Genomic DNA, 19,440 nt, shown 5'->3' with positions numbered 1-19,440 from the left:
CATTTTTATCAGTTAAGGCATTATATTCATTGATTGTTTATCAACGCTTACCATAATTACAACTCGTCCTTTTTTATATCTTTTACAAATCCCAGGTTCTGTTTTTCGGCTTCACGCAATGCAATCTTTGCTACATTATTTGCTCCTTCAACCTGAAGATGTGTATCATCTTTGCGTTCCTTTGGATATTTTTCGGTTGGACCTACCCATAAATACATCTTTTTTGATGCAGAATCACCAAGGTTGTTTACCCATTCTCTTGTTAATACCTGCATGTCGATAAGAGGCACATTCATTTTCTCTGCCACTTTTCTAACGGCATCAGGATAGTCACCGTGTGTGGGTTCCAGTTTACCATCTTCCCCGAATTTACGTCTTACGATTGGGGTCAGCAACACCGGTGTTGCACCTTTTTCCCGTGCTTCGTTCACATACATTTCCAGGTTTGCAGTATAAGTGCCATACGGTGTTGTATAGCGTGTAGAGTCTTTATACTTTTCATCGTTGTGTCCAAACTGGATCAATACCCAGTCACCAGGTTTAATACTGTCAAGTACGGTTTGCCAACGCCCTTCGTCCTTAAAGCTTTTGGAACTTCTGCCGTTTACTGCATAGTTTGCCACTGTTACATTATCGTCAAAATAGTTGCCAAGCACCTGTCCCCAGCCTGTTTCAGGATATACTTTTTCAGCTTTATTTGCCATGGTCGAATCGCCGATGGTATGAATGACATAATTTTTATCGGATTTTTGGCATCCGAATAATACTGCAATAGAAAATATGAAAATAAATAATTTGTTCATTGGTTAAAAAATTGTCTGTTTTAAAATTAGTTGTTGTTAAAGATTACCGCATTTTCAGGTACTTTCTTTCCAATGGAAGTGAATTTTTTTGCTGACGATAATAATTGAATGTTTTCGCAACCTTCACCCATGATTGTAATATTATTTTTTGGCCCGAAATCATACTTCAGTCCGTCGGCATTAACATTTTTACAGTTGTATATTTCCACCGCATTTTTTGCCGGTGTATACAGGTCTACATTGTCAAAACTGATGTCTTTGGAATCAATAAGTAAGATTCCTTTTTCAGCTTCAAGGATCATATCTGTAAATGAAACATTTTCCACGTTCATCTCAGGAAGTCCCTGTACATATACTGCCTGCTGTGCACCTTTTACAGTTATATCTTTCATAAAAATGTTTTTAAACTGTGGTGTTTCTTCTGTAACAGGGTAAGTTTCTGCAGCTGTTTGCGGGCCGCCATCTTCCAGCATCTCAGATACTGATTTTCCTCCATAATACAGGTTGAATGAGATCGCATTGGTTGGTATGTCTGCCATTTTTATGTCAGATATGTAGATATTTTCTACCACACCGCCGCGACCACGGTTACTTTTAAAACGCAGGCCCACATCTGTACCGATAAACGTACAATTTGAAACATGCATATTTTTTACACCTCCTGACATTTCACTTCCCACGGTAACACCACCATGTCCGTGATATACTATGTTATTGGTGATGACCAGATTCTCACTTGGAATGCCACGTTTACGTCCATCTTCATCTTTCCCTGATTTGATACAGATGGCATCATCACCCACATCAAAATTACAGTTGTCTACGATCACATTTTTACACGATTCAACATCAAGGCCGTCGCCATTTTGCGAATACCATGGATTCCGAACCGTAACATTTTTTACAATCAAATCTTCTATAATAAGCGGATGAATACACCAGGCAGGTGAATTCTGAAATGTGGGGCCGTTTAGCATGACTCTCTTACTGTTTTGGATCCCAACCATAACCGGTCTGAGAAAGTCCCTTATTGCCATGTAATCTTCTTTTGTTTTCAGGTTGGCAGGAACATTCATGTCTGCATTTTCTGCCGCTCTCATAAATTGTTCTGAAGGATACCAGCCATCTCCTTCTTTATTCACGACTCCGCCTGAAGCTACCAGATCTCTCCATTGACCGGCTGTAAGTTTACTCCGTTTAACAAATCGCCATACATCACCGGATCCGTCCCAAACACCTGAACCCGTAAGTGCCACATTTTCCAGATCTTTTCCGTAAATAGGAGAGATGCAACGCCACGTATCCAATCCCTCGAAGCTTGTTTTAACCAACGGATAATCGTCCTTATTCTTTGAAAAAATGATTAAAGCTCCCGGTTCAGTATACAGTTCCAGGTTACTTTTCAGAATTACTGGTCCGGTAAGCCATATTCCCGAAGGGATAATTACTTTTCCCCCACCTTTTTCAGTCACGGAATTTATGGCATCGGCAAATGCTTTGGTATTCATAACCTGTCCGCCACTTACTGCACCAAAATCTGTGATATTAACTTCATAATCCGGTATTACAGGTGTTTTAACTTCCGGCATTTTGAACTCCACCTCAGTTTTAATTCCCTCAGAATTTTCGGTTCCGGATTCAGGAGAAGCTTTGCACCCGGTAGAAAGCAGCATCATAGCTGCTCCTAAGTAAAGAATCGGTTTTTTATTCATTTTATGTGTTTTTATTTATTATTCTGTATAAAATAGCTCGTCTTTGATCCAGTCTCCAAGTATGTTTTCATTTGTATAATTTAAAGCTTCATCGTTACTCAACTGGTGGGACCATCCAACCCTTTCTTTAGGATTAGCACCCTTCCCTGTGTTATTATATTCTGCAAAATATGCAGTCTTTTCTTTTTCCTTGCTTCCCCAGTTATTCCAACCTTCCGGTTTGATGATATCGCTTAGTTCACATTCTATAAAAACCGATTTTCCGTAAGGCCTCCACGGACGTCCCAGATAAAACGATCCTTTTTCAGCGTTTCCTGTTATTGTACAGTGTTTGAACACAAATCCAAATTCGGTAGCTTCATTCGTAGATGGTGCAGTAATGTATCCCTTCTTCTTGCAATAAATGGTGCAGTTTTCGAAAAGTGCCGTTGACCATCCGAATATAAAATCTACAGTTCCCTCAATGTAGCAATCTTTGTAGTACTGATGACTGCGATCACCGTGTGGATAAAGCGTATCCTGATTACCCAGAAAACGACAGTTTTTAAATGCCACTTTATCACCATCAATTCTTACAGCCACCGCCTGACCAACCTGACCGGCAGAATTCTGAAACGTAATATTCTCTGCTCTGAATCCATCTCCAAAAATGTAAAAGGATGTGGATCCTGTTGTGCCGACTTCTTCACCAAAACGGTTTTTCTTTTGTGCAAAATCATCGTAAGTCAAAATGGTATTATCTCTGTCTTCGCCAATAAATGTAATGTTTGCCTTACTTGCTGGAAGCACAAGCTTCTCTTTATAGATTCCTTTTTTAATTAAAATTAGTGTTCTGTTTTTTCTGAAATCCGGAACCGCATTAATCGCCTCCTGTACAGACACAAAGTCCCCGCTGCCGTTTTTATCCACCGTAAAATCATAATCCACAGCCGATACTATCCGGATCAGAAAAAAAAGTGACAGTATGGAAAATATATATTTCATATTCAGTTTAATTGATTCTGAACCAATCGATATCGACTGTTCCGGAGTCATTGGTTATATCATTTCTCAATGCAAAGTATCCTACTTTAGCTCCAATCCATCGTCCGGGTTTTGCTTCAAACTCAGAACCGGCTTCGGTATATTTCTTTCCGTTTTTGCTATAGGCAAATGTGCATTTAGCGCCTTCCTTAACCTTGATACGGAAATAAATTTCATTGCCGTCAAATTCTTCAGAATACAGTTCTGTTTCTTTCCCTCCGGTTCTGGCACGTTTACACTGTACAACCCTAACCAGCATTTTACCATCTTCTGATTTTAGGGATATATATTGATAGTCTTCCCCCATTATTACAAAACCGGTCTCTTCAATACCTTTGTAAGAATTAAAAGTTATTTTAGTTGTTGCTGTAAATTCCTCAGCAGGAAATTTTTGTAAAAGCAGATCCGGTACTTCCCATAAACCGTGAGAATTTTCAGGGCGAGTCATACAATTTAGTCTGAAATATCCCAGATTACCTGAAGGAAATCCCCAATAAACTGACGGATTAGCGTGCCATTGCCATTGGAGACCGAAGGTACTGGTGTTAAATTCATCACTTTCGGGAGGTGTAGTAATGGGATAGGATTTACCAACATCAGGTTTTTTATATGTCGATACCGGTTCACCAATGCCATTTCCGTCCGGATCATAACCAATTACCGGCCAGTCGTTTTTCCATACCATCGGTTCTAAAAATACAATTCGTCCGGATGCTTCTTTATCCTGAAAATGGATGAACCAGTTTTCACCGCCTGGTGTATCAATCCATGCACCCTGATGTGGCCCGTTAATGTTTGTTTTGCCCTGATCCATTACAACCTTGTAGTCGTAAGGGCCATAAATATTTTTTGAACGCATAGCGAGTTGCCATCCGGTTGACACACCACCTGCAGGAGCAAAAATATAGTAATACCCGTTCCGTTTGTAAAATTTAGGGCCTTCCACCGTCGGGTTGTCTTTATGTCCGTCAAAAACCATCACATCCTGACCTGTTGCAGCAGTTCCTTCACTGTTTAGTTCCGTTACCATAATCACACTTTTGATGGTAGCGCGGCTGCCGGCAAAGGCATAAGCGAGATAGACTTTTCCGTCATCGTCCCAAAGAGGTGTCGGATCAATTAATCCTTTACCTGACTTAACACAGACAGGATCAGACCATGGCCCTTTGGCATTTTTCGCTTTTATCATGTAAATTCCGTGATCCGGATCAGGGAAATAAATGTAGAATTCATCGTTATGGTACCGTATGCATGGGGCCCAAATGCCATTTCCATGCTGTGGCTTTTCGAATCCGTCAGCATATTCCAGCCGGTTCAATCCGTAACCAATCAGTTCCCAGTTAACCAGGTCATTTGAGTGCAGAATCGGCAATCCCGGAACGCAATTAAATGAGGAGGAGGTCATGTAGAAATCATCACCAACTCTTACCACGTCAGGATCAGAATAATCGGCATGTAATATCGGATTACTATAGGTTCCATCGCCGTTATCGGCCACCCAAACTTTGGAAACACTTTGTTGCGCCATCAGCAAGGCCGGCATGCACAACATAACTGTAAAAACTGTTTTCGTGATGAATTTTCTAACGTTCATTTGATATATGTTTTGTTATATTATTATGATACATTGATTACCAAAATCAATACATTATGCATGAAAAATTGGTTAAAACTGATTCGATGCTTTAAGCATGGATGGCACAATTCCTGATCCCCATTAAGAATAAATATCTGATTTTTGAAGCCTTGAACTTCTGGACGTTTGGAAAGGTGAGATGTTTTTCATAAAGCACTATTATCAGCATTTACGAAATTATAATTTCATGAGAATATAAAGGAATTAACTCCATTAAAATCCGTTGCTATATTTCCCAAAATGCGGGTTATATATATCGCTGATGTTAAATGAAAAATGAAGCTGGTTTGTATGCTGTTTATTATCAGACTTTTAAATTTGTGGCTTGTTTTTTGAGATAAACTCTGTGGCACTCATTCCAAATTCCCGTTTAAAGCATTTTCTGAAGTGGGATAAATCTTTGAAACCAACTTCATAAGCAATTTCCGATACATTTAATTTTTGCTGAACGAGTAATTGGGATGCCCTTTTTAACCGGATGTGCCTTATGAATTCTTTAACAGTCATATTGGTAAGCGCATTCAGTTTTCGGTATAACTGCATTCTGCTAACTCCAACTTCTTCGGAAAACTTTTCAATGTCAAGTTCACTATCGGAAATATTTTCCTCAATAATCTTGATAGCTTTCTGAAGGAATCTTTCGTCGGGAGATGACAGCTCAACATTTGTTGGTTCAAGCACTATGGTTTCGGTATATTTTTCTTTCAGTGAATCCCTTATGGATAATATATTTTCTACTTTAGCCTGCAGCACATTTATGTCGAAAGGCTTCGTGATATAATCATCAGCTCCTATAGTCAATCCTTTTAACTCATGTTCTTTTGAATGCATGGCTGTAAGCAGTAACATGGGAATGTGGGACGTACGTTCGTCGGTTTTTATTTTTTTACAAAGTTCATACCCATCCATTAAAGGCATAATGATATCGCTGATTATGATGTTTGGTATATTATCCAGAGCTTTTTCATAACCTTCTTTGCCATTCCGGGCTTCTATAATCTTATATTGTGAATTAAAATGACCTGATATGAATTTTCTGACATCTGCATTGTCTTCCACAACCAACATGATTTTTGATAAGATGTTATCTGATAAATCATCGTTTTCGGTTGACATTTTAATGTTTTCTTCTTCAGCTTCATCATTCACCTCAACGACCTCAGTCGGTTTATAGTTAAGATTCTGTTTGTAAGGTATTCTGACTGTGAATTTTGTTCCTCTGCCGGTTTTACTGGAGACAAAGACTTTTCCTTTGTGCAGACTTACAAGCTCTTTAACCAGCGCCAAACCTATTCCAGTTCCAGAATTGCTGTCTTCACCATCAACTGACTGGAAAAAGCGCATAAAGATTTTATTGATGTTTTTATTGGAGATGCCCTTACCGGTATCTTTTACAGAAATTTCTATGAATTTTTTTTCTTTTTCATCTGAATTAAAATCATCTTCGGAATCAAATATTAAAGAAAGGTTTACCGAAATTGTTCCTCCCTGATCCGTAAATTTAAATGCATTGGATAAAAGATTGTTAAGGATCTTTTCAATTTTGTCAGGATCAAAAGCAGTGAACAGACTTTTCTTTAATGTTGTGAACTTTAGCCTGATCTGCTTTTCTTCTGCCAGAGAATTAAACGATTCTACTATGTTTTCTACAAAACGTACGATATCACCTTCTGTTAAATTTAATTTCAGGTTTCCGGTTTGCAATTTTCTGAAATCCAGAAGCTGGTTTATCAGGCGGTCAAGATTTTTTGCATTCCTGTGTACAAGCTTTATATTATCACTTACCTCGGTTTCTGACAGTTTGTTATGCATTATTTTTTCAACCGGACCTAAAATGAGTGTAAGCGGTGTTCGTATTTCATGGGAAATGTTGGTAAAGAACTTCAGTTTCATCATGTCCAGCTCATGCAGTTTTCTGGCATTAACGCGTTCCATTACGAGCTGATTTTTAATTTTTTCACGGTTTATAAAAAACCGGAACAGCAAATACATCATCCCCGCAATGAAGAGAAAAATGAGCCCCAGAAACCACCTTGTTTTCCAAAAAGGAGGTAAAACAGTTATGTTAAGAAGCCGTTCATTCATATTTGATTGCGAACCTCGGATAAATTTTTTGATGTGTAACACATAATCACCTGGATTAAGGTTGGTATAGGTGGCAGAACGTGTGGTGCTTGGCTCTACCCATTCCTTGTTGAAATTCTCAAGTTTGTAAGTATACAGGTTTTTTTCACTGTTTATGTAATTCAGTGCGGCAAATTCAATGGTGAAAAAATTTTGATCGTAATTCAGTGTGATGTGATTGGTTTCAGAAATACTTTTTGATAAAATTGCATTTTTATTGTCCGAGACAGGAATGGATTTATTGAAGATTTTTAAATCTGTCAGAACGATTGGGTAGTCATCTTTTTCCAGAATTATTTTTTCCGGATTAAACATGTTAAAACCTGATATAGAACCAAACAGCAGTTCTCCATCTTTGTTTTTACAGGCGGCACCGTAACAAAACTGATTGTTGCTAAGGCCATCCTTGTTTGAAAAATTCCGGAAAATCTCTGTTTCCGGATTAAACTTGGATAAACCATTTGTTGTACTGATCCAAAGGTTTTTGTGATTGTCTTCTAAAATACAAAGCGCCTGATTGTTGGTAAGTCCGTCGGTTTCGGTATAGTATTTAATCGGACCGTTTTGGGAGGAATAGACAGCAATACCTTTGTCATTGGTAGCTATCCAGATTCTATGTTCTGAATCCTCAAACATGCTGCGGGCATGCTCAAAATATCGGGTTATTTTTTTGCTTTGAGGATTTAAAATGATAATTTCATCGATGCTTCCCATCCAGAGATTCCCGTTTGAATCCATATCTATCCACGATATTTGCTCAAATCCGTTAACCTGAGGATAATGTTGAAAAGAGTTGGTTTTTGGCATATATCTGTCTAATCCCTTGGTTGTGACAATCCAGATATTTCCTTTTTTATCCATGCATAAATCCCAGACCCGGTTATCAGACAAGGACCCTTTTTGTTCAGGAACGGATTTGTAGTTTACAATACGTCCTGTTTTTAGATTAATGACATCAACGCCTCCCAGAAAAGTTGCGACCCAAAGATTCCCTTTCTTATCATCCATAAATGCCTTAATACAATTCTGACTTATATTGTTCCCTGAACGGGAATCTGCCATCAGATAGCTGTATCTCCCTGTTTGAGGATTATAAATATTTATACCACCATCTTCTGTCCCTATCCATATTTTACCGTTATCATCTATCCAGAATGCATAAACTATGCTGCTGTTCAGAAATCTGTTATCTCCTGGTAAAGACCCGAAATTCATGAATACCTGCTTACTCCGGGCAAGTAAATTTAATCCACCACGTGTTCCTATCCAGGTCTCTCCATTCCGGTCGTGATAGACACATAAAACTGAAGTATTGGACAAACTCCTGACATTGTAGGTGTTATGCTTATAATAACCGGTAATTCCTTTTTCAGTGGAATACGTGAAAAGGCCACCTCTGGTACCGATCCAGTATTCTCCAAATGTTCCTTTTGATACAGTTTTTACAGTTTCTGACCGATTAATTCCCGGAGGCAGGATGACAGGTTTGATGGAGCGGGTAGCTGGATCGACAATAAATAATCCTGATGAGTACGTCCCAATCCATAATAACCCGGTGTCGTCACCGTATAATTCCCATATTTCATGGTTCTGTCCATCTCTGTATGGAAGATCAAACGCTTCCATTTCGTTAGAGACAGGATTATAAATAAATACACCATTCGAGGTCCCGATCCACAATGATCCGTTTTGATCCAGTTCCAGATTCCTGATATAATTTCCGGTAAATGTGATATCGTTATCAAACATCTTTGGGTTTATTATTTTCAACTGGCCGGACGTATCAAGGTGTATAAGGTTATAATTGGTACCTATCCATAAGCCGCCTGCCTGGTCAACTTCTATATCGTTTACAGAGATCTCTTTATATTTTAAATCCGGATGACTTTTAAATGGATGAGAAAATGTTTCCTTGTCGTGGTTGAAAATATTCAAACCACCTGCCTCGGTACCTATGTAAAGATTTCCTTTGCGATCTTCCCTGATAACGCGGACAAGGTTTCCTGACAAACTGTTATTTACCGAAGAATTTGGCAGAAAATTTTTAAATGTATAGCCATCAAAGCGACTTAATCCCTGGCTCGTTCCAATCCATATCCAGCCCTGTTTGTCCTGGTAAATGCACTGAATCTGATTGTTTGGGAGTCCGTTTTCCTGCGAATAAATATCGAAGCTCAGTTCTGTTGATCCGGTTGTTCCTCCGGATATAAATATATTCAGAGCAGAAAGCAGGAAAACAAGATAGATATGATAGGATTTTATAGTCTTAGCTCTCATGATTGGCAATACATAATTATCCCCAAAATAAAACTAAATTTTCATAAAACCCTATGTTCATCCTAATAATATAAGGCATGCAGGAATCCTTTTTTTCTGTCCGCAGATTAAAAACTGAGTACCTGATTCTTGATAATCAGTATATGATAAATCAAATTATTAGATTAAATTTACCCTTATTTTGTTACGTTTCACAACCAAGATGTATATTATGTATAAAAGATCCAATGCTTCAGTAACTGTGTTAATTTTTTTCTTTCTGCTGTCAGGTGTAGCCTTAATGGCACAAGAAAGACCGCCGGTTCATGATCCTGTAATGATGAAACAGGGAGATACCTATTATGTATTCAGTACGGGATGGGGAATATCGGTTCAGTCATCAAAAGACTTAAAAACATGGGAAAGGGAGAAAAGGGTTTTCGAACAGGCACCGGAATGGACCAAAGAAGCTGTAGAGGGTTTCAGAGGACATATGTGGGCTCCAGATATTGCATATTTTAACGGTCAGTATTACCTGTTTTATTCTGTATCGGCTTTCGGTAAAAACACATCGTGCATTGGTTTAGCCACAAATAAAACGCTTGACCCGGATGATCCGGAATTTGAGTGGGTGGATCAGGGTAAGATTATTCAGTCCTATCCGGGGAAGACAAACTGGAATGCTATTGATCCGAATTTTATCGTGGATAAGGATGGAACGCCTTATCTTACTTTTGGCTCTTTCTGGGATGGTTTAAAACTGGTAAAACTCGCCTGGGATGGAAAGAGTGTGGATGATGATTTGGATCAGATACCTACCATTGCTTCACGTAAACAAAAACCCGGTGAACCGAATCCACCGGCCATAGATGATAATCCAAAAGATGCAGGCGGGAATGCCATTGAGGCGCCGTTTGTTTTCAAGAAAGGGAAATATTACTATCTGTTTGCATCTATAGATTATTGCTGTAAAGGTCCCCGCAGTACATATAAAATTATTGTGGGCCGATCCAAAGACCTGGCGGGCCCCTATAAAGACAAGGATGGAAATGAATTGAAGTATGGTGGCGGATCAATTGTGTTAAAAGGTGATGATAACTGGTACGGGATAGGTCACAATGCAGTTTATTCGGCCGATGGAAAAGATTATCTCATTTGCCACGGATATGATGCCAATGATAAGGGAAAATCAAAACTGATCGTAACGGAATTGACGTGGGATAAAAAGAAATGGCCTGTTGTGGAAGAAAAACTTTAGTGCTCTGTTGTTTTTTCTACATCAGATTTATTTGTCCGTTTCTTCAACCAGGTAAGGAGTATTGCTGTGGCCATGCCGGCAAGGGTGATTAGAGACAGCAGTAAAAACATATTCTGAAAACCCGGCAGGCCGGGGTCTTTATCAATAATCCGGCCCGCAAGGGGATAGAAAAATACATCAGGTGTGAATCCAATGACAGAAATAATGCCAATAGCAGTACCGGTAAGATGACGCCTTATGCCTGTTTCTTCCATCATGGCAAAGTAAACACCCCGAAGTGCATATACGGCAATCATAGATATGATGAGGCTGCTGAAAATTAAAATTCCGGTGTTCACTTCCGGACTAGCCAGCTGAAGAATGGTAAACACTATCAATAGTAAACTGAATAACCATACAATAACCCGGGAGCCACTGAACCGGTCAGCAAGCAGTCCTGCAAGAACAGCCGCTCCAATCCTGATGTAAGCCATCCGTGAAACAAAGGCTGCTGCAGCAACCTCATTCATGCCAAGAGGCCCTGCACAATACAGGGTATAAAAGTCGATAGCCTTAAAGCCACAGTAGGCAAAAATAACAATCAGTGCCTGTAACCACACCACACGGCTTTTAAGCACCTGAATAAGTTCACTAAAGTTATATTTCTTTTTTTCTGACTGCTTTGCTTTTGTGTCGGGAACGGTGAACCACGTAAATACTGCTGCCAGCATAGCCAGCAATGTATACAGGCCTGTAACCCAACGCATAGCGGACTGGCGGTCAGAAAATGTTGCATTGGTAACTGTTGCAGGGAGTATAAAACCAAGTACAACAACACCCAGGCTGGCAGCACCTGCAGCCATCATGCCACGTCCGGCTTCCAGAATACCAAAAGCCTGTCCCTGTCTGAATTTACCACCCCATATCCGGGTTACCTTCAGCATTCCTGCCCAGAAAAGGAAAATAGTTGTGATACCCCAGTAACCATAGAGAATTGTGAGTCCGGTTTTTCCCGGCAGGGTCATCATATAAACACCTCCAAGTCCGGTGGCAAACTGTGAAAGCGACATCAGCTTTCGTGCAGAGAACCGGTCGGCCAGGATGCCGCCCGGGAAATAGGATAACATGGCCATGATGCCGTAAACACTCATGGCATCTCCTAACTCCGTGTTGTTCATATTTAATGCGTGCAGTAAAGTCGGGCGAAAAAACCGTGGGAGATGAAAGGGGAGGCCAAATATCATTTCTCCGCCAAATATAAGGCAGAAAATGATTATCCAGTGCCGGAATGTTTCTGAGTGTTTCATTAAGTAAGAAAGCTGTTTGTTGGAAATAGCATATAAAAAGAACACGTCGTTTGTGGATTGGTTCGGATCAGACCATTGTATGCATGTGCTGAAACCCCAAACATTTTTAGCTTAAGGTAAGCCTATATCTCTTAATTGGCCGGATTAAATTTCTTGTTTCTGATCCGTTTGATTTTAGTCGCTACGTCTCCCTTTTCACTGAACCGGATTACACGCAGCAGGAGGTTGATCATTCCTCTGCTTTTTGTGATCATGGGTGTAATATCTGCTATTTTCTGGTCTCTAATAGCTATGATGTCACTTTTGTTTGTACTTGAAAGTGCCAGTTCAAGTGCAAAAGCCCAGGCACCGTTTCGGGCAATCTTCATGCTGAAGTTAACAAAAAGATTATCCAGGTTACCTGCTAACTTCAAAGGATATCTCAGCCAGCGCCAAACCTTTGTAAGGTCCTGTTGAACTTCATCTAGAAGTTCGCCAAGCAGTTCATTTATCTTAATAAAATCGTTTTTTAGTGCCAGTAAATTATTTTTACCGGTAATCTGAGCCGCAATTCCGAGGTCAAAATTTATATGTGCATTCATTCCCAGCAACAAGTGTTGCAACACAATCAGTTTATCCTGTTCAGAAGAGACAAAAGTCGATTGCCAGGATTTGCTACACAACTGCTTATTTTTATATTGGTTATATGCCTCAAGGTAGCGGTTGGCAAATGCTATATCCAGTTGCTCCATCTGTGAATCATCATCAAAATAGCCGGTCCCCAGTTTTTCCTTTACTCTTATGGTGACTTTTTGGTAAAGCACAGCAAAGTAGCCCAGACTATTACCGGTAGAGATACAATCTTCAATAATATGCTCCAGTTGCTCTATGACTTCATCAAGTGTATTTGCCACCATATTTGCGAGTTAACAGATTATACAAACAAACAGATGGAAGGGGAGATATGTTTTGAATTACTAATTTGATAATGCAGAAATGATGCGAATTCATTCAAAATGCATCAAATTAGGGATTCTGATTGTTCCGGATTTTTACGGATTTCAATATAATCAACCAGGCGCTTTTGTTTTTCCAGAGAAATGCCAAACTGATTAATGAATTTAATAATGAAATCATCATCAACATCTTTGGTATTAAAGGTAAGGTTAATATCGAAGAATACCGAATCACTTCCTTCAAATAAAACCGGCATTTCCAAAAGATTTTCAATTGATTCGGAAAGTTCGCTGCAGTTTAAACCACGTCCTGAAAGTGTTATTTTATCGGGACCGGAATAATAGTTCATATACTGGTCTTTAGATCTGTTGCCGGACACTTTAATAAAATTTTCGTTAACAGAGGTATCACTGATATTTATAATTTTGATGATATACACATTTGTCATCTTTTTGACCGGTACTGTTGAGAATCCAAATGCAGCATTCAGATAATCCGTATATGTGTTATAAATATCCCCGTTTATATCCAGTCCTGAAAAATTTATATAGTAGTTATAAAAGGAATGTTTTGCAATATGGTTCAGTTCTTCAGGGTAGGTAATCCGTTCAAATATTCCAAGTTTATATAAGTCAAGAACAGATTTCTTTGATTCCTCAAAACTTATTTTAGAAGCACGAACATAGTTGCCATCTTCTGTATTAATTTTTTCTGAATGAGATACTGAATTGCCAGATCCCGTAAATTCAATTTTATGTTTGAGGATAAATTCTTCAACCCGGGATGAATCAGGGTTAATATTCAATGCAAGTTCTATATCATATTTATTTACAGCCCTTGTTTTTAAAAAATAGGAGCCAAGTAAAACCAGGATAAAAGGAATGAACAGGATAATTAAAATTTTTTTCATCGTTGCAGAGTTTATAAATGAGTATATGGTATTCGGTAATATTTTGGTTTTCTGGTAAATAGTATGTCAAATATACATAATAAATACATTAAGTAAGAATTATGTTCCCTTATGGTGATATTTAACTGGCAACGAATTAAAAAACTGACTAGTGTTCTGGTTTAGCTGCCAGTCCTTTATCCGTCCGTTTTACTTTTTGTATGGTACCGTCGTCGTTAAAATACAGGTATTCCGCACATATATGGCGCTGCCGGCCACAGGATGAATCTGTATCCAGCCAGCGGTGATAGAACAGGATCCATTGTCCCTTATATTCAACAATAGAGTGGTGGTTGTTACTTTGGTGTTCCTGTTCCATGATAACGCCTTTATACGTCCATGGTCCAAGTGGTGAATCAGCCATATAGTAGGTTAGTACACGGTTTCCTTCGGGCATGGTAAAATAGTATTTATCCTTGCGTTTAAACACCCAGGGACCTTCCATAGGGGGTTCATAGCCACCCATATCCATTTTAATAAAATCTCCTTTGATGCTTCGCATGTCATCGGCCATTCTTACCACATGATAATTCATGCCGCTTCCGCGAAAATAAATGTAAGCGCTGTCGTTGTCATCAACGAAAAGGCAGGGGTCATTGGCATACGGTTTACGCCATAAAGGTGCACCAATAACATCTTTAAAAGGGCCGGTTGGAGAATCACTTTCCGCTATTCCAACCCCCATCCATTTGGTGCTGTTTTTGGGATTGATCCGGTCTTTTATTCCGGTTCCGGCGGGGTAACAGAAATAATACTTTCCGTTTTTGTAGGCACAGTCCGGTGCCCAGGCATAATTATCAGCCCAGGTCAGATCATCCACAGACAAACAAGCGCCATGATCCACCCAGTTTATAAGGTCATCGGATGAAAATACGTGCCAGTCCTTCATGAAAAAATCGGGCTGGCACTCTTCGTCATGCGATGCATAGATATATATTCTGCCGTCCTTCCATACGTGGGCTGAAGGATCAGCTGTTTTAATGTTGCTGCCAAAATCAAGTGGATTCTGGGCATAACTCATACTAATTGTTAACAGGGCGATAAAAACCGTTAAAAATGAGGATAACTTCATGGGTATATTTCTTGAAAAATAATAATAGTCACCGGGTGAATATAAACGGTTACTTAAGTTTCACCCGGTGACTAAAGGAATAGTTTATTTGCTTAGCTGAATAAGCACAACAGATTTAGAAGGTAAAGTGACATTCATTTTACCATTCTTTGGTTTTTTAATGTCCCATTCTGTAAGCGTAACTTCTTCTGCTTTACCAAAGTCGTTATAAGCAGCCATTTTTTTACCGGTCACAATCTGCGCACTTACTTTTTTATATTCTTCGGTTCCCAGATTCAACTCAATGGGCTCTTCCTTATTGGGGTTCAGGTTACACAGAGTAATAGACATTACGCCATCTTTAACTGAAGCTGATGAATTTACAGCAGGCATGGATTCACCTTCCAGTTCATAGTTTTCGCAGGTCAGATCTGTCGGAATAAGCATCGCATCCTGGTGCACCTTATACATTTTAAATACATAATAGGTTGGGGTCAGAACCATTTCATCGCCCTGTGTCAGGATCACTGCCTGTAAAACATTAACTACCTGAGCAATGTTGGCCATCTTAACACGCTGAGCATTGTTATTGAATATATTCAGGTTGATACCGGCTATAAGCGCATCGCGTAATGTATTCTGCTGATAAAGGAATCCCGGATTAGTTCCAGGTTCCACATCATACCATGAACCCCATTCATCCACCATTAGTCCAACACGTCCTCTGGGATCATACTTGTCCATTATAGCACCATGCTTATCGATCAGTTCCTGCATTTTAAGTGTTTTATTCAGGGTGGTGAACCATTCCTTTTCATTAAAATCAGTGGCACTTCCCTTATGTCTCCAATTGTACGGAAGGGTGTAATAATGCAACGAAATGCCCTGCATTAAGTTTTGCTTATTGCGGGTTCTTTCCATTACAGTTTCGGTCCAGTTGTAGTCGAAAGAGTTGGCGCCGCAGGCAATTTTAAATGGTGCCCCTTTGGAATAGGATGCATAGCGCCTGAACAGATCCGCATAATACTCAGGGCGCATGTCACCGCCGCAGCCCCAGCTTTCGTTGCCGATACCCCAGTATTTCACATGCCAGGGTTTGTCACGACCGTTCTTTTTACGCAGGTCTGTCATTGGACTGATATTGTCAGAAGTGACATATTCCACCCACTCGGCAGCTTCCTGAACCGTTCCGGATCCTACATTTAAACTGATGTAAGGTTCTGTGCCCAGCAATTCACACAGGTTCAGGAACTCATGCGTACCAAAGCTGTTGTCTTCGGTTACACCACCCCAGAACACATTTACAATGGATGGTCTGTCCTCTTTAGGACCAATGCCGTCCTTCCAGTGGTAGGTATCCGCAAAACAGCCGCCCGGCCAGCGTAAAACAGGTATCTGCATATCCTTTAGTGCATCCACTACATCCATTCGGTATCCATTAATATTCGGAATCCCGGATGTGTCACCCACGTAAATGCCACCATAAATACAGCGCCCCAGATGCTCGGCAAAGTGACCATAAATCTCTTTGTTAATCTTTGTTCCGGCATTGTCAGGATGCAGGACTAGGCTGTTCTGCGCCTGTCCGGCAAATAATGCCATACATACTACTCCCAATAATAAAAAAGCTTTTTTCATTCTGATTATGTTAATTAAGTTTTGAAATTATTTATTGCCATCAATTTGGTACTGTAAATATACGTTACTCTGTTAAATTTTCCCAACGAAGCAGGATCAACCATTATGGAATAATACTATTATATCGTTTTACTTCCTTCCTTTTAACCCTTTCATTATTAAACAGATTATGCCATCGTTTTTCTGATAGTACATTTCTGCTGGCTAATATAAATCTACACAAGTAGAGATGATTTTATTTATTTTACAGATTAGACAAGAAAACATGCATCTTCATTCCGTTGTCTGTATTTTTTGATGTATCGATCTGCAGCCATTGTTGGTATCTGAAAAGCGCTACCTTTGTTCATAAATTAATTCTTACTAAAAAATATAAATATGAATCAGCAAATTCGTGATATAGCTGAAAGATTACGCGGATTAAGGGATTTGTTTGATATTTCTGTTTCAGATATGGCAGCAACCTGTCATGTCTCAGAACAGGATTATCTGGGTTATGAAAGTGGGGAATGCGATATCCCGATCGGAGCGCTTCAAAGTATTTCAAAAAAGTACAATTTTGAACTCTCAGCTTTGTTATTCGGAAATGAGCCGAATATGAAATCTTTTTTTCTGACCCGTGCCGGGAAGGGGGACACTGTTGAACGCACACGGGCTTATAATTACCAGTCGCTTGCATCTCGTTTTACGGGAAGGAAGGCTGATCCTTTTGTTGTTACGGTTGAGCCGGAAGCAGAGGAGAAGGCAATGAATCTTAACAGCCATAACGGCCAGGAATTCAACTATGTACTGGAAGGTAAAATGCTGTTAAGTGTTGGAGGACATGAGCTCACACTGAACACCGGGGACAGTCTATATTTTGACGCTACGCTTCCTCATGGTATGAAGGCTCTTGAAGGCAGGACTGTACGCTTTCTTGCAGTGATAATATAACAAATTCTGAACGAAATATAAGCTCCATGATTGATAAATATTTAAAACAGACAAGCTTTAAAGACTTAGAAGATTTTACAACAAACTATGAACTGATTATTCCCGGAGATTTCAATTTTGCATACGATGTAGTTGACGGATGGGCAAAGTCAGATCCCGATAAAAGGGCACTGCTGTGGACCAATGATAAGGGTGAAAGCCGAACATTTACCTTTGGTGAATTAAAGGATATTACAGATCGGACAGCAGGTTATCTTTCGTCACTGGGTATTGGTAAAGGCGATATGGTGATGGCTATATTAAAGCGCCGTGCAGAATTCTGGTTTACTATTATTGCACTGCACAAAATAGGTGCTGTCATTATTCCTGCCACGCATTTGCTGACTAAGAAAGATATTATTTACCGTGCTAATGCGGCAACCATAAAGGCTGTTATATGCGATGGTGATGAACTTATTACAGATCATGTGAATGAGGCCCTGCCGGAATCACCATCTGTAGAAAAACGGATTTCAATCGGGCCGGTAATTCCTGATGGCTGGGAAGATTTTCACAAAGGCATTGAGAATGCACAACCTTTTCAGCGTCCTGCTGAGCCCACAAAAAATGAGGATCCGTTAATTGTAAGTTTTACATCCGGAACTACCGGCGATCCTAAAATGGTGGTGCTCGACAGTGTATATCCGCTGGCACATATAGTTACGGCTAAATACTGGCAGAACCTTCATGAAAAAAGCCTGCACCTTACCATAGCGGATACAGGCTGGTTAAAGGCGGTGTGGGGTAAACTGTACGGACAGTGGCTGGTTGGGGCAACTGTTTTTGTGTATGACCACGAAAAATTTACACCGTCCGATATTCTGGACGTCCTGTCAAAATACAAGGTAACATCGCTTTGTGCCCCACCTACCATTTTCCGCTTTTTAATTCGCGAAGATATGAGCCGGTATGACCTGTCAGCACTGGAGTGGTGCACCATTGCCGGTGAAGCTCTTAATCCGGAAGTTTATAACAGGTTTCAGGAGCTAACGGGCATTAAATTGCGTGAGGGTTACGGACAAAGCGAGACAACGCTCACAGTGTTTACATCGCCATGGATAGAACCCAAACCGGGATCCATGGGGCTGCCAAATCCGCATTACGATATGGATCTGCTTACACCTGACGGAAGATCTGCTGAAGCTGGTGAACAGGGTCAGATAGTGATCAGGTATGATAAAAATTATCCGGCAGGATTGTTTAAGGGATATTACAGAAATACCAGACTTACGGATGAGGCCATGTCGGAAGGTATTTATTATACCGGTGACCTGGCATGGAAGGATGAAGATGGATATTTTTGGTTTGTTGGCCGGGCAGATGATGTCATCAAAAGTTCGGGGTATCGTATCGGGCCTTTTGAAGTGGAAAGTGCACTGATGCTGCATCCGGCTGTGGTGGAATGTGCCATTACCGGCGTGCCGGATGATATTCGTGGGCAGGTGGTAAAAGCAACCGTGGTGTTGGGAAAAGAGTATAAAGATAAGGCAGGCGAGGACCTTGTTAAGGAACTTCAGGATCATGTAAAACAGGTGACCGCACCATACAAATATCCCCGAATCATTGAATTTGTCGATGAACTGCCCAAAACAATCAGTGGCAAGATACGCCGTGTAGAGATTAGGGAGAGGGATCACAGGTAAAAATAAAGAAGAGGCTGTCCAAAAAGGCAAATAAGAATATAAGGAACTTATAAATTGATAGTGATCCTTCTATTACCCCTCCAAACCTCTCCGTCAGCTGACGGAAGGCTTTAAGTCTCCTTTAGGGGATTTAGGGGTAGTTTTTAAAAAGCT

The 19,440-nt window shown here is 40.0% G+C and carries 13 protein-coding genes; 3 read left to right on the top strand and 10 right to left on the bottom strand.

The genetic code is table 11. The annotated features are described in order from the left end of the window. Positions 1-56: 56 nt before the first annotated feature. The 5 genes from ACE01N_RS14685 to ACE01N_RS14665 form a co-directional block, all read right to left on the bottom strand. Complete coding sequence (locus ACE01N_RS14685; protein WP_380590503.1) at positions 57-803, bottom strand: rhamnogalacturonan acetylesterase; 747 nt, start codon at positions 801-803, stop codon at positions 57-59. Positions 804-829: 26 nt separating this feature from the next. Then, entirely contained in the window at positions 830-2,515 is a 1,686-nt protein-coding gene (locus ACE01N_RS14680) for a glycoside hydrolase family 28 protein (protein WP_380590500.1), read from the bottom strand. Between the two features lie 18 nt (positions 2,516-2,533). Continuing rightward, complete coding sequence (locus ACE01N_RS14675) at positions 2,534-3,499, bottom strand: pectinesterase family protein (RefSeq protein WP_380590497.1); 966 nt, start codon at positions 3,497-3,499, stop codon at positions 2,534-2,536. Positions 3,500-3,506: 7 nt separating this feature from the next. Further along, positions 3,507-5,132, bottom strand: coding sequence for a glycoside hydrolase family 43 protein (locus ACE01N_RS14670; RefSeq protein WP_380590494.1), 1,626 nt, complete (start codon positions 5,130-5,132; stop codon positions 3,507-3,509). A gap of 354 nt (positions 5,133-5,486) precedes the next feature. Continuing rightward, positions 5,487-9,575 carry a hybrid sensor histidine kinase/response regulator transcription factor gene (locus ACE01N_RS14665; RefSeq protein ID WP_380590491.1) on the bottom strand — a complete coding sequence of 1,363 codons (4,089 nt, stop codon included), beginning with the start codon at positions 9,573-9,575 and terminating at the stop codon, positions 5,487-5,489. Between the two features lie 280 nt (positions 9,576-9,855). Between ACE01N_RS14665 and ACE01N_RS14660 the strand changes: the two genes are divergently transcribed. Further along, positions 9,856-10,812 (top strand): family 43 glycosylhydrolase, encoded by a 957-nt coding sequence (locus tag ACE01N_RS14660; protein WP_380590488.1) that lies wholly within the window; start codon positions 9,856-9,858, stop codon positions 10,810-10,812. On the opposite strand, the gene ACE01N_RS14655 is transcribed toward ACE01N_RS14660, so the two are convergent. From ACE01N_RS14655 to ACE01N_RS14635, 5 genes are all read right to left on the bottom strand, one after another. Continuing rightward, on the bottom strand, positions 10,809-12,035 hold the full coding sequence (locus ACE01N_RS14655) for an MFS transporter (RefSeq protein WP_380590766.1): 1,227 nt from the start codon (positions 12,033-12,035) through the stop codon (positions 10,809-10,811). The two genes, ACE01N_RS14660 and ACE01N_RS14655, sit on opposite strands and share 4 nt — an antisense overlap. A gap of 194 nt (positions 12,036-12,229) precedes the next feature. Beyond that, positions 12,230-12,994, bottom strand: coding sequence for a DUF5995 family protein (locus ACE01N_RS14650; protein ID WP_380590485.1), 765 nt, complete (start codon positions 12,992-12,994; stop codon positions 12,230-12,232). A gap of 104 nt (positions 12,995-13,098) precedes the next feature. Continuing rightward, positions 13,099-13,944: a hypothetical protein gene (locus ACE01N_RS14645; protein ID WP_380590482.1), complete on the bottom strand. Its 846-nt coding sequence runs from the start codon at positions 13,942-13,944 to the stop codon at positions 13,099-13,101. Between the two features lie 148 nt (positions 13,945-14,092). Beyond that, positions 14,093-15,055, bottom strand: coding sequence for a family 43 glycosylhydrolase (locus tag ACE01N_RS14640; protein ID WP_380590479.1), 963 nt, complete (start codon positions 15,053-15,055; stop codon positions 14,093-14,095). Positions 15,056-15,139: 84 nt separating this feature from the next. Beyond that, entirely contained in the window at positions 15,140-16,672 is a 1,533-nt protein-coding gene (locus ACE01N_RS14635; protein WP_380590476.1) for an alpha-N-arabinofuranosidase, read from the bottom strand. Positions 16,673-17,050: 378 nt separating this feature from the next. Between ACE01N_RS14635 and ACE01N_RS14630 the strand changes: the two genes are divergently transcribed. After that, on the top strand, positions 17,051-17,605 hold the full coding sequence (locus ACE01N_RS14630; RefSeq protein WP_380590473.1) for a helix-turn-helix domain-containing protein: 555 nt from the start codon (positions 17,051-17,053) through the stop codon (positions 17,603-17,605). A gap of 26 nt (positions 17,606-17,631) precedes the next feature. Then, positions 17,632-19,287, top strand: coding sequence for an AMP-binding protein (locus tag ACE01N_RS14625; RefSeq protein ID WP_380590470.1), 1,656 nt, complete (start codon positions 17,632-17,634; stop codon positions 19,285-19,287). Positions 19,288-19,440: the final 153 nt, after the last annotated feature.

The sequence above is a fragment of the Quyinboa ferrireducens genome (assembly GCF_042436675.1).
Classification (GTDB): Bacteria; Bacteroidota; Bacteroidia; order Bacteroidales; family UBA5342; genus JBHJHP01.
Note: the sequence above shows the minus strand (reverse complement) of the source record. Positions and strands in the feature narration are given on the sequence as shown.